Genomic DNA, 15,038 nt, shown 5'->3' on the forward strand with positions numbered 1-15,038 from the left:
TCGGAAATTGACAGTCGTGGAGGTAGAGCACTGATTGGGTGCGGGGCCCGCAAGGGTTACCAAGCTCAGTCAAACTCCGAATGCCATAGACTGATTATCCGGGAGTCAGACAGTGAGTGCTAAGATCCATTGTCAAAAGGGAAACAGCCCAGACCATCAGCTAAGGTCCCCAAGTGTGTGTTAAGTGGGAAAGGATGTGGAGTTGCACAGACAACCAGGATGTTGGCTTAGAAGCAGCCACCATTTAAAGAGTGCGTAATAGCTCACTGGTCGAGTGACTCTGCGCCGAAAATGTAACGGGGCTAAACACACCACCGAAGCTATGGCTTGATGCATTGCATCAGGGGTAGGGGAGCGTTGTATGCAGGTTGAAGGTGTACCGGAAGGAGCGCTGGACAGCATACAAGTGAGAATGCCGGTATGAGTAACGAAAAGATCAGTGAGAATCTGATCCGCCGAAAGCCCAAGGTTTCCTGAGGAAGGCTCGTCCGCTCAGGGTAAGTCGGGACCTAAGGCGAGGCCGAAAGGCGTAGTCGAAGGACAACAGGTTGAAATTCCTGTACCACCGTAAACCGTTATGAACGATGGGGTGACGCAGGAGGGTAGTGACGCGGACTGATGGATGTCCGTCTAAGCAGTGAGGCTGGTGTGTAGGCAAATCCGCACACTGTATAAGGCTGGGCTGTGATGGGGAGCGAAAATTACAGTAGCGAAGGTCATGATCTCACACTGCCAAGAAAAGCCTCTAGTCAGGTGAAGGTGCCCGTACCGCAAACCGACACAGGTAGGCGAGAAGAGAATTCTAAGGCGCGCGGAAGAACTCTCGTTAAGGAACTCGGCAAAATGACCCCGTAACTTCGGGAGAAGGGGTGCCCCGGTAGTGTGAATAGCACGAGGGGGCCGCAGTGAAAAGGCCCAAGCGACTGTTTAGCAAAAACACAGGTCTGTGCGAAGCCGTAAGGCGAAGTATACGGGCTGACGCCTGCCCGGTGCTGGAAGGTTAAGGGGAGCGGTTAGGAGCAATCCGAAGCTGTGAACCGAAGCCCCAGTAAACGGCGGCCGTAACTATAACGGTCCTAAGGTAGCGAAATTCCTTGTCAGGTAAATTCTGACCCGCACGAATGGCGTAACGACTTGGGCGCTGTCTCAACGAGAGATCCGGTGAAATTTTAATACCTGTGAAGATGCAGGTTACCCGCGACAAGACGGAAAGACCCCATGGAGCTTTACTGCAGCTTGATATTGGATTTGGGTACGATCTGTACAGGATAGGTGGGAGCCGTTGAAGCAGGAGCGCCAGCTTCTGTGGAGGCGCCGTTGGGATACCACCCTGATCGTATCTAGGTTCTAACTTGGTACCGTGATCCGGTGCGAGGACAGTGTCAGGCGGGCAGTTTGACTGGGGCGGTCGCCTCCTAAAGAGTAACGGAGGCGCCCCAAGGTTCCCTCAGAATGGTTGGAAATCATTCGAAGAGTGCAAAGGCATAAGGGAGCTTGACTGCGAGACCTACACGTCGAGCAGGGACGAAAGTCGGGCTTAGTGATCCGGTGGTACCGCATGGAAGGGCCATCGCTCAACGGATAAAAGCTACCCTGGGGATAACAGGCTTATCTCCCCCAAGAGTCCACATCGACGGGGAGGTTTGGCACCTCGATGTCGGCTCATCGCATCCTGGGGCTGAAGTAGGTCCCAAGGGTTGGGCTGTTCGCCCATTAAAGCGGTACGCGAGCTGGGTTCAGAACGTCGTGAGACAGTTCGGTCCCTATCTGTCGTGGGCGTAGGAAATTTGAGAGGAGCTGTCCTTAGTACGAGAGGACCGGGATGGACGTACCGCTGGTGCACCAGTTGTTCCGCCAGGAGCATGGCTGGGTAGCTACGTACGGAAGGGATAAGCGCTGAAAGCATCTAAGCGTGAAGCCCCCCTCAAGATGAGATTTCCCAGTATGTAAGACCCCTTGAAGACCACGAGGTAGATAGGTTGGAGGTGGAAGTGCAGCAATGCATGGAGCTGACCAATACTAATCGGTCGAGGGCTTATCCTATAAGCTTTACGAAGTAAAGCTAGCTACGAAAGCATCCGCAGAGCTTTGCGGAGTAAAGCTAGCTTCGGAAGCATTACGCTAATGATCAAACTAACAACGCACATTCGTTTCGTATCTAGTTTTCAGGTGATCAAACATCTGAGCACACTGAGGGTGAATATCAAGGTTTGATATTTTCTCGCAGCGATTTTGAAGAGCTGTGCTCCGAAAAATCATGTTTGGTGGTGATGGCGGAAGGGTTCCACGCGTACCCATCCCGAACACGAACGTTAAGCCTTCCAGCGCCGATGGTACTTGGACCGCAGGGTCCCGGGAGAGTAGGACGCCGCCAAGCGAACAACCTATAGAGTCACAATGGATACCCATTGTGACTCTATTTATTTATATAGCATAAAATTTTAGAGGTTCTTGTCCACCCTATAAGGACAGATATACACGGGTTAAGGATTTAAGAGCACGTTAAACGAGGCCGCGTAAAAAGGTAAGCTTGCGCCTTGACAGCCCATATGCCCTTTGCTAAGATTGCAATAATATATTTCTGAAAATCATATGTAAACGCCGTCCCGCGCCGCTCAGACAGCTTGTATGTAGTCCGCAGGAAGACGACAAAAGGAGGAATAACCCGAGTGTGGGAAGATAAATTTAGTAAAGAGGGCTTCACATTTGACGATGTACTGTTGGTTCCTAGAAAATCGGCAGTTCTGCCGAAGGAAGTGGATGTTTCCACAAAATTGAGTGAGTCCGTAAAGCTGAATATCCCTCTGATCAGTGCGGGGATGGATACGGTCACGGAAGCACCTTTGGCCATTGCTATTGCCAGAGAAGGCGGAATCGGCATTATTCATAAAAATATGAGTGTAGAGCAGCAGGCAGAAGAGGTTGACCGTGTGAAACGTTCGGAAAGCGGCGTTATTACTAATCCATTCTCCTTACAGGCAGATCATTTGGTGTCTGACGCGGAGAAGGTAATGTCTAAATTCCGGATTTCCGGTGTTCCAATTGTGGACGAGCAGCATAAGCTGATCGGGATTTTGACAAATCGGGATCTTCGTTTTGTTCATGACTATTCTACTCCAATCAGCGAAGTCATGACTAGCGAGAACCTCGTTACTGCTCCAGTGGGCACGACGCTGACAGATGCAGAAACCATCCTGCAGAAGCATAAAATTGAGAAGCTGCCATTGGTGGATGAGAATAATGTCCTAAAGGGTCTTATTACCATTAAAGATATTGAGAAAGCGATTCAATTCCCTAACGCAGCCAAGGACAAGCAAGGACGCCTTCTGGTCGGCGCAGCGATTGGGATCTCAAAGGATACCTTTGATCGTGCAGAGGCGCTTGTCAAAGCGGGTGTAGACGTTATTACTGTAGACTCTGCCCATGGACATCATATTAACATTATTGAAGCGGTCAGCAAGCTGCGCAAGCTTTACCCGGACCTCACCATCATCGCGGGCAACGTGGCTACAGGAGAAGCTACCCGTGATCTGATCGAAGCCGGTGCATCTGTAGTCAAGGTCGGTATCGGCCCAGGCTCGATCTGTACAACTCGCGTGATCGCCGGGATCGGCGTACCACAGGTTACTGCGGTGTACGATTGCGCCAGCGTCGCTAAAGAATATAATGTTCCGATTATTGCAGACGGCGGCATTAAATACTCCGGAGAAATTACGAAAGCTCTTGCGGCAGGTGCCAGCGCAGTCATGCTGGGCAGCATGTTTGCCGGAACGGAAGAGAGCCCGGGCGAATCCGAGATTTATCAGGGACGACGTTTCAAAGCATACCGCGGTATGGGCTCCATGGCGGCCATGAAGCAAGGCAGTAAAGACCGTTACTTCCAGGACGATGACAAGAAGCTGGTTCCCGAAGGCATCGAGGGCCGTGTTGCTTACAAAGGTCCTTTGGCGGATACTATTCATCAGCTGATTGGCGGACTTCGCTCCGGTATGGGCTATTGCGGGACAGGTAACCTGGAAGAGCTCCGCAACGACACCCAGTTTATCCGGATTACAGGGGCAGGCCTGCGCGAGAGCCATCCACATGATATCCAAATTACGAAGGAAGCACCAAACTACTCCCTGTAAGGGGAAGATTCGGGGCACATTCTCGACTCTAATCATGCTTACAGAGACAAGCCGGTTGAAAGGTATCCGGCTTGTCTTTTTTCTGATAGAATAGAACAAGCAAAAAGAGTGCGAGAGAGGAGTATTACCTTGAAAGAGTCCAAAATGAAAGAGCAAATCTCCTATAAGATGAAACACAACGTAAAGCCTGTAACCAAACGTCCGATCATTCAGAGAACGCTGGCATCGGTCATGTTACTGAATATATTATGCTTCTCGGCTATACCGGCCGCGGCTGCACTAGCTGAACCTGCACCGGCGGCTACAACGACAGAAACGACGGCTAGTCCGGCAGAAACAGCAAAACCCGAGAAGCTTGATAAAGTGGCGGGTGTAGATTCACTGGGCCTGCAGGTCAGATCAGCCGTGCTCATGGAGCCAACTACGGGACAAGTGTTGATGTCTCTTAATTCCGATAATGCGCTCCCTCCGGCAAGCATGACCAAGATGATGACGGAGTATATCGTCCAGCATGAGATCAAGCAGGGCAATCTGACGTGGGACACGATGGTTACGGTGCAGGAGAATGCGTCTTTAAATCAAGGCTCCCGGATATTTTTGGCCCAAGGGGACCAGCATACTGTAGAGGAGCTTTATATTGCGATGGCCGTAGGCTCGGCGAATGACGCGACGGTCGCGCTGGCGGAGTATATTGCTGGCTCTGAAGAAGAGTTTGTAAAGATGATGAACGACTATGCGCAAAAAATGGGGATGGAAACCGCTTATTTTGCCAATGCGACGGGTCTGAGCATCAAGGATATGCCCGAGAAATACCGTCCTGCAGATCCTCGGGAAACGGTGCTGTCCGCTATGGATACAGCCAAGCTCGTAAAGTACATCGTCCAGGAGCATCCGGACTTCTCAAAGTATACAACGATTCAAACGTATCAATTCCGCGAGCGTGATCAGGCGCCAATCGTGAACCTGAACTGGATGCTGGAAGCCAATAAGGACGTGCCGAACTTCCGCGCCTTCGCGTATGAGGGTCTGGACGGTATGAAGACCGGCTTTACGGAAGAGGCTTTGAATACGTTCGCCGGGACGGCCGAGCGTGATGGATTGCGTCTCATTAGTGTCGTAATGGGTGCAGAAACGAAGGCGTCCCGTTTTACAGAAACCCGGAAGGTGCTGGATTACGGCTTTAACAACTTCGAGGTGAAGCAGGTCATTGATGCAGGCTCAACCATTGAAGGCTTCGAAACCATTCCGGTGAGCAAGGGCAAGGAGCAGTCTCTTCCGCTTGCCATCGACAAGTCGGTATCCTTCATGGTGCCAAAGAATTCGGAGGGCAAGAGCTACACCGTGGAAGCGAAGCTGGATAACCCGACGCTGACCGCTCCGGTCCAGAAGGGCACCAAGGTAGGGACAGTGACGTATAGCTATCACATTGATGGCGTAAAGAATATCCAAAAGGCCACTGTCGATCTCATTGCAGCAGAGGAAGCGGAAAAGGCCGGCTGGTTCAAGCTGTTTTTGCGAGCAATTCAGCAATTTTTTGCAGATTTGTTTCAATCCATCAAGAATCTGTTCTAAATCATTGAAATCCCGAGTAAATGGGTTGTATATTTCCCGGGTGTAGAGTAAAATTTGAAGTTAGAATCATACCGTAATTGATGACGGATTAACATATTTTGATATTGATCGGGAGGCTAATTAACATGGAAACGGGAACATCCAGAGTAAAAAGAGGCATGGCAGAAATGCAAAAAGGCGGCGTCATTATGGACGTCATGAACGCAGAACAGGCTAAAGTCGCTGAAGCGGCCGGAGCTACTGCAGTCATGGCGCTGGAGCGCGTGCCTTCCGATATTCGTGCAGCCGGCGGCGTTGCCCGTATGGCAGATCCGACCATTATTGAGGAAGTCATGAAGGTGGTTTCCATTCCTGTTATGGCGAAGGCTCGTATTGGACACTATGTAGAAGCTAAGGTACTGGAGTCTCTGGGTGTAGACTACCTGGACGAGAGTGAAGTGCTTACGCCAGCTGATGAAGTGTTCCATATTGATAAATGGCAGTTCACGGTTCCTTTTGTCTGCGGAGCCAAGGATCTGGGAGAAGCGCTGCGCCGTATTGGTGAAGGAGCTTCCATGCTTCGCACGAAGGGTGAGCCGGGAACCGGCAACATTGTCGAAGCGGTTCGCCATATGCGTCTGATCAACAGCCAGATTCGGAAGGTCCAGAACCTTTCCAAGGACGAGCTGTATGCTGAAGCCAAGAACCTGGGTGTTTCGTATGAGCTGCTGAAAGGGATTCAGGAAACCGGCAAGCTTCCGGTAGTAAACTTTGCAGCCGGCGGTATCGCTACCCCATCTGACGCAGCGTTGATGATGCACCTGGGTGCTGACGGCGTATTCGTCGGCTCCGGTATTTTCAAATCTGACAATCCGGAGAAGTTTGCGCGCGCTATTGTAGAGGCAACGACCCATTTTGAAGATTACAAGCTGATTGCGGAAGTGTCGAAGAACCTGGGCACCCCGATGAAAGGCATCGAAATTTCCAAGCTGACTGCGGCCGAGCGGATGTCGGATCGCGGCTGGTAAGAGAGAAGGAAAGCTTCATGAAGATCGGAGTATTGGCGCTGCAGGGCGCTGTAGCTGAGCACATTCGGAGCATTAATCAGACGGGGGCAGAGGGCGTTCCCGTCAAGAAGGTGGAGCAGCTTGAGGAGCTCGACGGACTGATAATTCCGGGTGGCGAGAGTACAACGATTGGCAAGCTGATGAGAAAATACAGCTTCATCGACCCCATTCGTAATTTCTCAGCACAAGGCAAGCCGATATTTGGAACCTGTGCCGGCTTGATCGTGCTGGCGAAGGACATCGCAGGCGGCGAGGAGCCACATCTCGCGCTGATGGACATTCAGGTGGCACGGAATGCTTTTGGACGGCAGCGGGAGAGCTTTGAAACCGATCTGCCGGTGAAGGGGATGGAGAAGCCGGTGCGGGCAGTGTTCATTCGAGCGCCGCTGATTCTGGAAACCGGCGAGGGCGTAGAGGTGCTGTCCACATATAAGGATGAGATCGTTACAGCTCGTCAGGGCCATTTGCTCGCGGCCTCCTACCACCCGGAGCTGACTGAGGATTACGCACTGCATCAGTACTTTGCCGACATGGTAAAGGACGCTCAGGCTGCGGTAAAGCTATAAATAGGCTAAAATTACAATCTTGGCTCTTTTTAAGGGCCAGGATTGTTGTTTTTTTGGCAAATATTCAATAAAATAAGTAGAATGACGTGGATACGATGTTTTTTTACTTAGGAGGGTTACTGTGTTAGACGTGAAGATATTGCGCAGCGAGTTCGGACGTGTGGAGGAAGCTTTGAAGAACCGCGGCAAATCCCTGGATTTGATCGCTGATTTCCCCAAGCTGGACACACGCCGCAGGGAGCTGCTGCAGGAGAGCGAAACGCTGAAGAACCGACGCAACACGGTGTCCGCCGAGGTTGCCAGGCTGAAGAAGAACCGGGAGAATGCCGATGATCTCATTCTGGAAATGCGAGAGGTGTCGGACCGGATCAAGAGCCTGGATGAAGAGGTCCGGCTCGTTGAAGCTGACATTGCCGAGCTCACGCTCGCTATTCCCAATATACCGCATGAAAGTGTGCCTGTCGGATCTTCTGAAGAGGAGAATGTAGAGCTGCGCCGCTGGTCTGAGCCGAGAAGCTTTGAGTTTACACCGAAGGCGCACTGGGACTTGGCGCAGGAGCTGGGGATCCTGGATTTTGAAGCTGGAGCGAAGGTTACGGGCTCTCGCTTTACGTTCTATAAGGGACTGGGAGCCAGGCTGGAGCGTGCTCTTATTAACCTGATGATGGATCTGCACAGTGATCATGGCTATGAGGAAATGCTACCTCCGTATATCGTGAATCGGGACAGCCTCTACGGTACCGGTCAGCTTCCTAAATTTGAAGAGGACTTGTTTAAGATCAGCGATACGGATTATTATCTGATCCCTACGGCAGAGGTGCCGGTCACGAATTATCACCGTGAAGAAATTCTTAGCTCCGAGGAGCTTCCAAAGAAATATGTCGCTTACAGCTCCTGCTTTCGCTCGGAAGCGGGTGCAGCCGGCCGGGATACCCGGGGTCTGATCCGTCAGCATCAGTTCAATAAAGTCGAGATGGTAAAGGTGGTTCATCCGGATCAATCCTTTGCAGAGCTGGAGAGCATGACGCAGGATGCCGAGCGCGTGCTGCAGCTGCTGGAGCTTCCCTATCGCGTAATGGCTCTGTGTACAGGCGATATGGGCTTTGGATCGATGAAAACCTATGACCTGGAAGTGTGGCTGCCGGAAAGCGGCATGTACCGCGAGATTTCGTCCTGCTCCAACATCGGTGATTTCCAGGCTCGCCGTGCCAACATCCGGTTCCGTCCGGAAGCGAAGGCAAAGCCAGAGTTTGTGCACACGCTGAACGGTTCCGGACTGGCCGTTGGCAGAACGGTCGCAGCCATTCTGGAGAATTATCAGCAGGAGGATGGCACCATCGTGATTCCTGAGGCATTAAGACCTTATATGGGCAACCGGAGCGTGATCGGCGGCGAAGGAAAGTAGAATTAAGTTGATTTAAAGGATCTGTGTGTGATACAATAATTAATGCACGTGATTAATTGTTGTATCTTTTTGGAGAGGTACCGAAGCGGTCATAACGGGGCGGTCTTGAAAACCGTTAGGGGGCAACTCCACATGGGTTCGAATCCCATCCTCTCCGCCATACATACTTAAATCTTTGTCGCAGGGATTTGCGGCAATTATGACGGAAACGCAATTGACTGTTAACAGCGGTCGGGTGCGTTTTTTTGTGTTTGTGACCGTTAGCCATGTATTAACACAAGTAAACCTTTTCGTTATGAGTTCCCTTGTATCCTGACGAACATCGGTACTTACGGTATCACTCTGCACCGTTAGAGTACATTCTCTTGTCTTCTTGAATCCAAGCAATTCGTTCAGATCTACTTGTAGGGTAATGGATGTCTAAATCAGAGTGTTCTGCTAAGAAATGAATACCTTTGATTGTGAGCTTTGTTTGTTTTAACGAGAAAAAATCTCCAACAATTAAAATGTTCTCTAGATAGCCTTTCTTCTCTAAAAGTTTAACCATCCTGATAAATTCATGGTCCTCAAGTCCATAATCCTTAGCCTCTGGGGTAAATTCATTGTTGTGAATTTCTTTTAAAATAGAATATCCTACTCTCAATTTATCATCTCCATATGAGTACTAACTAAACAGATATGCCTCATACCAATACGTTATCAACACAACAGGTCATTGAAATAGCTGTTTTAAACAGTGAACGCTATTCCTTTATTTTACGACATCAGCGATTCGTATGATAGAAGTCATATCGTGAATGGCGTGTCTTCAGCTAACGCATCGGCTGCTGGTTAGGGCAAGTTGCGTTTTTTTGTATATATTACATGTCATAAAAAAGGGTTCGTCGCCGCACCTTAAGGATCAGGGGGGTGTAGCAAACATGAACTCAGAGCTGAATGTAGGACAAGAGGTGCTGGTTGGTGCATGGCAGGAGCGTCTGCCAACCATTCTGAAGCCAGGCGACCGGGCACAGGTAGCGGCCGATCTGGCGAATCCGCAGGGACTGCGTATTCACATTGAAGCGGCGGGCAGGCAGGATTATTCATTTGATTTTGAGTGCCGTTATGTGGATTCACGGGAGGTTCAGGTCAAGCTGGTAGACGTGGAGCGCGCAGGTGTGGTGGTGGATGAGCGAAATGAGAATGTGCAAGGCATGGCAGGCGATTATACCCGGCACATCCATGAATGCGCTCAAGCACTGCAGCAGATCACGCATCCGTAATCGGCTGTGCTGCTGCAATCTGTATACAGATGCAGTCATCTCAGAAGCGTACTAAACGCTTTGAAAAGGAGGCCTTTCCATGAGCAAGCCAAAAGCGATTCCTGTGCCAGAGGCGCAAGAGCCTCGCAGACAGCGTAAGGATAATGACCATGGCGGCAATCAAGAGCCGAATACAGGCTCACATCGTGCAAAAATTGCGAAGCAATCGGGTCATTTTAACCCGGAAGGCTAGCACGCTTCATTAAACCGTGAATGGAAGCTTCCGCACAGGCGGAGGCTTTTTTCATGGAAAACGCTATTTGTGAAATGAAAATGAATGTACATAAAACTTTTTGAAAGGTTAAAACGTCTATAACAATAGGGATGTAAAATATTCATAAAGACGAAACTTCCTCCAGCCTTCTCCGTAGAAGAGGAGCATGAAGTAAGACTCGAACAAAGATATCGGAAGCCTTGGGATTCAACCAGTGTTAGAATGCAGTGCTAATGAGATAGGATCATGCACATCGGTATAGCACGGGGATTGGTCATGTCACGGAATGGGCAGCATCATTTACAAAAATGTAATAAAGTGTTTCTCATTTCGTGTAAATGGTTTATGATGAAAGGGTCGGTTATTTTTTCGAGGTAATTTTTGGTTTGGAAGAACCGAGGGGAGCGAAACGAATGAACAGAAAGTTTATGTCACTTATGCTGGCCGTGCTGATGGTGATGACAGTGGTACTCGCCGGCTGTGCAAAGAACGAAGAGCCGAAGGCGGCGATGACTAAGGCAGCACAGCAAGCGATGAGCATGGAATCTTATGAAATGAAGAGCAGCTTCATCATTGAAGATCTGCAGATGAACGTAGGCATGGTTGAGGATGACCCGACGATGACGCAAGCGATGACGATGCTGAAGAATGCCGAGCTCACGTTGAGCGGAGTATATCAGGCAGAACCGCAGCAAACGGAAATGCGTATGGGCATTAATCTTAAGGGTGACTTGGCGATGACCTTCAATGTTGATATGGTCATGACCACAGATATGCTGTATGTCAAGGTTCCGAACATTCCAACAATGCCTCTTCCGGAGGATCTGGTTGGGAAGTACCTGGCGATTGACTTGAAGGAGCTGGCGGAAGAAGCGGGTGAAGAGTTTGATCCTGCGATGCTGGATACCGAGAAGAATCAGAAATTCGCAACAGAAGTGATGAACGCGCTGCTTAGCGAATATGACCAAGAGAAGTATTTCAAGGAAGTAGCCGTGAAGGATGCCAATCTGCCAGAAGGTGTAGAAGCGAAGCAAGTGGTACAATTCTTCGTCACCAATGACAATATCAAGGAAGCCATTGATACCCTGGTGAACCAGGCTGCTCCGAAGATTCTAGACATTGCCGCTAAGGAAGAGTACCGCACATTGCTGGGCCTGACGCAAGAAGATATTGATATCGCTAAAGAAGAATTGAACAACGTCGATCAAGGCGAGTTCGAGGAAGCTATGACAGAGATGCAGCAATATCTGAAGATCAATAATTTCAACATCAACACAGCAGTGAATAAGGATGACTTCCCGGTGTATCAAGACATGGCGATGAATGTTGAGATCACGGAGCCGGAAACGGATGAGTCCATGAAGATTGCTGTGAAGGGCAGCACACAGTACAGCAAGATCAACGAGCCACAGACCTTTGTTGTGGGCATTCCAGAAGGTGATAATGTAGTCACACTGGATGAGCTGGAGCAAATGGGCTGGTAATCTTTATCTTCAATACGAAATCATAAATGTATAGATGTACCGACAAGAAAGACCAGGCCGCTATGGCCTGGTCTTTCTCTACGAGAGAAGTGAGGTATCTGCGCGGCAGCACAGCACTTAAGGAAGCGGGGGAGCATCCTTCCGGCCGCGCAGCTTGCGAAAAAACTGTGTGAGCAGGGACGCACATTCCGGCTGGAGAACCCCGTGGATCACCTCCGTGCGATGATTGAAGCGTGGCTCTTGAAGGAGATTCATGAGCGTCCCGGCACATCCGGCTTTTGGATCGGTCGTACCGTAGATCACCATGGGTACGCGCGATTGTACAATGGCTCCGGCACACATGGGACAAGGCTCCAGAGTCACATAGAGACGACAATCCAACAGTCTCCAGGCCTGCAGCTGGCGGCTCGCTTCGCGGATGGCGATAATCTCTGCGTGCGCTGTACCATCAAAGGTCGATTCGCGGAGATTGTAGCCGCGTCCGATGATTTCCCCGTGCCGGACGATCACCGCACCGATTGGAACTTCTCCCAAAGCCTCGGCTTTCTGGGCTTCCAAGATCGCTTCGCGCATCCAGTGCTCATGCTCGTCTTGATCCACAGTAGAGGAAGGGTCATTAGACAATAACAAGGTGGATAGTCCTCCTTCATCTTTAAAATAACAGCTTGTTCTACGAACATTCATTCGGTTGTTAACATGGTGTGGACATATTTGTGGATAAGTTTCGGCTTATGCACAGACTTATACACATTTTCCACAGAAAGCTTGTGTGATTGTTAGCAATCTGTGGACAAGCTTGGCAAGCGAAAATTCTGCAGATGAACTCTTTTTATTCTAGAGAATGGCTGTAAGAAGTGCAATATATGTCTAAACCACGAAATGAATGAGCAGCAGCAGCAGCATGAGCTGAAATTCCTTTCCAAACCGTAAGTCAGAAGTTATCATAAAAGTGACAGGCTGTGGAAATTTGTACCTGAGACCTGAGTTTCTCCGAGAGAGTAGGTGTCATCTCTTTTGTCTATAAAAACAAAGCTTTCCTCCATCATCACCGTATCAGTTCTGTTCATTCTGCTTCTGAATATTACCTTGAGCTTCTATACAACACAGGAGAATCTGCGTAAAGACAGCGAGGCCAAAATGGTCATTGCCGCGACTCAGATTGCCATTACGGTAGAGCAGACGGAGTACAGCACGAAATACGTTGAGGGTGTATACAGTGATCTGCTTCGGAAGGCCTCCATACTAGCAGCGGAACGGCTGGATCCGGACATCCAGAACATTTCGAATGGCGATTTGGTCCGTGTGGCTGAAGAGGTGGGCGTTCATCATTTATCTCTGCTTGTCAAGACGGAGGATGATATTGTCGTAGAGCGCTCCTCAGATCCGAAAGAGCTGGGCTTATCTACAAAAAACTGGGGTTACTGGCATACAGCACTGCAGGAGCTGTTTCAGTACACGCAGGTGCGGACGGTGGATCAGGGGCAGACTGCCAATCATTTCTGGTCGGGACCTTTTGAGTTCTCCTCCTCCAGTCCCGAGACAACAGCCAAATGGGGCAATTACTATGATGGCAAGCGCAACTATATTATAAATCCTTATTTTCGGGGTGTGGATATCAAGGACTTCTCCAACATTTCCAGCCCGGACCGGGTTGTGGACCGCACCATCGCAGCAAGCCAGCATATTTTAGAAATTACCGGCATTAACCCACAGACGTTCGGTGGTTCGACAATGGAGGAGGATGGTACAGACTCCGTTCATTTCAAGCTGGATAGTCGCCCCATCAAATTTGGCAGCTATCAATACGGGGCGCTGGCGTCGGATCGCGCTGCGGTCAGGAAGGCGCAGAGCTCAGGCAATAGTGTCGTATTTGTCAGTACGATCGAGGGCAAAAAGGTGATGAAAAGCTTTATCCCCATTCAAATCCAGGACGCACCATCCTATGTTATTAGTGTGGTCATGGATTATGAAGTCATTTCGTCCGTCATTCGCGAGCAGATGATCAGCCTGGTGGCGATCTCGCTCGTGCTCCTGGAGATTGTCGTCATTGGCAGCTATATCGTGGCCGCATATTTCACGAAGCCGATCAAAGCGATTCTGGCGACGGTGAATGAGGTGGCTGATGGCAACTTTGAACGGCGGCTAGAAGTGGCAAGCCGGGACGAGCTCGGCAGACTTTCGGGACGGATTAATACCATGACCCGTAATCTGGGCCACTATACCCGCCAGCTGGAGCAAATGATTGATGAGAACCAATCGGTTAAGGAATATCTGGAGTCGGTCATTAACCAGACTGCAGATGCGATTCACACGACAGATCAGGCAGGCCGCATTCTCAGTGTAAACAAAGCCTTTGAGCAGCTTTACGGCTGGGAGGCGGAGGAGGCAGTCGGCCGGCGGCTGCCCATGGTGCCTGAGCAACTGCGAGAGGAAGAGGAGGAGCATCAGCGGCGCCTGCTAAATGGAGAAGCGCTGGCACCGATTGAAACGGTCCGCAGGCGCAAGGATGGCAGTCAGATTGAGGTCAGCGTCAGCACCTCTCCAATCCGGGATGAAGCGGGGCAAATCACGGCACTGGTTAGTGTGTCGAGGGATGTCACAGAGCGGAACCGGATGGAAGAGCTATTACGGCAATCGGAGAAGCTGACGACCGTCGGACAGCTTGCTGCCGGCGTGGCGCATGAGATTCGCAATCCGTTGACGACGCTGAAGGGCTTCTTGCAGCTGCAGCAGCAAACCAAGAAGCATGATCCCAAGCATATTGATCTAATGCTGTCGGAGCTGGAGCGGATCAACCTGATCGTGAGTGAATTTCTCATTTTGGCCAAGCCTCAAGCCGTCCATTATCAAAAAAAGGCGCTCCGTTATATAATTAAAGATGTGCTGTCGCTTCTGGAAACCCAAGCCCATCTCTATGGGGTTATGTTTACGCTGAAGAAAATGGACCAGGAAATGCTCGTATATTGTGAAGAGAATCAGCTGAAGCAGGTATTTATCAATGTATTGAAAAATGCAGTAGAGGCGATGCCGGACGGCGGAACCGTGGAAATTGAAATTGCCAAGCATGCACAGAATCAAGTGGCTGTGACCATTTCTGATCACGGTATCGGCATTCCGGAGAAGCTGCTTCCGCATATTGGCGAGCCATTTATTACGAACAAGGAAACAGGCACGGGGCTGGGTTTAATGGTCAGTCAGCGCATTATTCAATCGCATCAGGGTACGCTGGACATTAACAGCCAGGAAGGAATCGGTACTACTGTGACCATTCGGCTTCCGGCTGTTCCCGAAGGAACCGAAGAAGAAACCAGCTAAAATGGAGA

General features: G+C 50.1%; 11 protein-coding genes, 1 tRNA gene and 2 rRNA genes (1 of these 14 running past the window's edge). 12 read left to right on the plus strand and 2 right to left on the minus strand.

The window, feature by feature from the left end; genetic code table 11:
- The 8 genes from E6C60_RS00395 to E6C60_RS00430 all read left to right on the plus strand — a co-directional run.
- Nucleotides 1-2,043, plus strand: a 23S ribosomal RNA gene (locus E6C60_RS00395) (it extends 891 nt beyond the left edge of the window).
- Between the two features lie 217 nt (nt 2,044-2,260).
- Nucleotides 2,261-2,377, plus strand: a 5S ribosomal RNA gene (gene rrf, locus E6C60_RS00400).
- A 292-nt stretch (nt 2,378-2,669) separates the two neighbouring features.
- Nucleotides 2,670-4,127 (plus strand): IMP dehydrogenase, encoded by a 1,458-nt coding sequence (gene guaB / locus E6C60_RS00405; protein ID WP_138223959.1) that lies wholly within the window; start codon nt 2,670-2,672, stop codon nt 4,125-4,127.
- A gap of 168 nt (nt 4,128-4,295) precedes the next feature.
- Nucleotides 4,296-5,699 carry a D-alanyl-D-alanine carboxypeptidase family protein gene (locus E6C60_RS00410; protein WP_233281085.1) on the plus strand — a complete coding sequence of 468 codons (1,404 nt, stop codon included), beginning with the start codon at nt 4,296-4,298 and terminating at the stop codon, nt 5,697-5,699.
- 125 nt (nt 5,700-5,824) lie between these two features.
- Nucleotides 5,825-6,706, plus strand: coding sequence for a pyridoxal 5'-phosphate synthase lyase subunit PdxS (gene pdxS, locus E6C60_RS00415; RefSeq protein WP_138223960.1), 882 nt, complete (start codon nt 5,825-5,827; stop codon nt 6,704-6,706).
- Between the two features lie 17 nt (nt 6,707-6,723).
- Nucleotides 6,724-7,311, plus strand: a complete 588-nt coding sequence (pdxT, locus tag E6C60_RS00420; protein ID WP_138223961.1) for a pyridoxal 5'-phosphate synthase glutaminase subunit PdxT — start codon at nt 6,724-6,726, stop codon at nt 7,309-7,311.
- 121 nt (nt 7,312-7,432) lie between these two features.
- Nucleotides 7,433-8,716: a serine--tRNA ligase gene (serS, locus tag E6C60_RS00425; protein WP_138223962.1), complete on the plus strand. Its 1,284-nt coding sequence runs from the start codon at nt 7,433-7,435 to the stop codon at nt 8,714-8,716.
- A 71-nt stretch (nt 8,717-8,787) separates the two neighbouring features.
- Nucleotides 8,788-8,876 (plus strand) — tRNA-Ser (locus E6C60_RS00430).
- A 177-nt stretch (nt 8,877-9,053) separates the two neighbouring features.
- Here the strand turns inward: E6C60_RS00430 and E6C60_RS00435 are convergent.
- Entirely contained in the window at nt 9,054-9,359 is a 306-nt protein-coding gene (locus E6C60_RS00435) for a hypothetical protein (RefSeq protein WP_138223963.1), read from the minus strand.
- Nucleotides 9,360-9,636: 277 nt separating this feature from the next.
- Between E6C60_RS00435 and E6C60_RS00440 the strand changes: the two genes are divergently transcribed.
- The 3 genes from E6C60_RS00440 (at nt 9,637) to E6C60_RS00450 (ending at nt 11,715) form a co-directional block, all read left to right on the plus strand.
- On the plus strand, nt 9,637-9,978 hold the full coding sequence (locus tag E6C60_RS00440; RefSeq protein WP_138223964.1) for a hypothetical protein: 342 nt from the start codon (nt 9,637-9,639) through the stop codon (nt 9,976-9,978).
- A 79-nt stretch (nt 9,979-10,057) separates the two neighbouring features.
- On the plus strand, nt 10,058-10,210 hold the full coding sequence (locus E6C60_RS00445) for a small acid-soluble spore protein P (protein WP_138223965.1): 153 nt from the start codon (nt 10,058-10,060) through the stop codon (nt 10,208-10,210).
- Between the two features lie 434 nt (nt 10,211-10,644).
- Nucleotides 10,645-11,715 carry a hypothetical protein gene (locus tag E6C60_RS00450; RefSeq protein ID WP_138223966.1) on the plus strand — a complete coding sequence of 357 codons (1,071 nt, stop codon included), beginning with the start codon at nt 10,645-10,647 and terminating at the stop codon, nt 11,713-11,715.
- Nucleotides 11,716-11,832: 117 nt separating this feature from the next.
- Here E6C60_RS00450 and tadA read toward each other — a convergent pair whose 3' ends face one another.
- Nucleotides 11,833-12,345, minus strand: a complete 513-nt coding sequence (gene tadA / locus E6C60_RS00455; RefSeq protein ID WP_407669123.1) for a tRNA adenosine(34) deaminase TadA — start codon at nt 12,343-12,345, stop codon at nt 11,833-11,835.
- Between the two features lie 384 nt (nt 12,346-12,729).
- On the opposite strand from tadA, the gene E6C60_RS00460 reads away from it, so the two are divergent.
- Nucleotides 12,730-15,030 (plus strand): PAS domain S-box protein, encoded by a 2,301-nt coding sequence (locus E6C60_RS00460; protein ID WP_138223968.1) that lies wholly within the window; start codon nt 12,730-12,732, stop codon nt 15,028-15,030.
- Nucleotides 15,031-15,038: the final 8 nt, after the last annotated feature.

Origin of the sequence: Paenibacillus algicola, from assembly GCF_005577435.1 — a bacterium.
GTDB classification, from domain to species: Bacteria; Bacillota; Bacilli; order Paenibacillales; family Paenibacillaceae; genus Paenibacillus_AQ; species Paenibacillus_AQ algicola.

Bases quoted from the DNA above. Each gene is read 5' to 3' on its own strand.
- pdxT (WP_138223961.1), top strand. From the start codon at position 6,724: ATGAAGATCGGAGTATTGGCGCTGCAGGGCGCTGTAGCTGAGCACATT.
- E6C60_RS00445 (WP_138223965.1), top strand. From the start codon at position 10,058: ATGAGCAAGCCAAAAGCGATTCCTGTGCCAGAGGCGCAAGAGCCTCGC.
- E6C60_RS00450 (WP_138223966.1), top strand. From the start codon at position 10,645: ATGAACAGAAAGTTTATGTCACTTATGCTGGCCGTGCTGATGGTGATG.
- pdxS (WP_138223960.1), top strand. From the start codon at position 5,825: ATGGAAACGGGAACATCCAGAGTAAAAAGAGGCATGGCAGAAATGCAA.
- E6C60_RS00440 (WP_138223964.1), top strand. From the start codon at position 9,637: ATGAACTCAGAGCTGAATGTAGGACAAGAGGTGCTGGTTGGTGCATGG.
- E6C60_RS00410 (WP_233281085.1), top strand. From the start codon at position 4,296: ATGAAACACAACGTAAAGCCTGTAACCAAACGTCCGATCATTCAGAGA.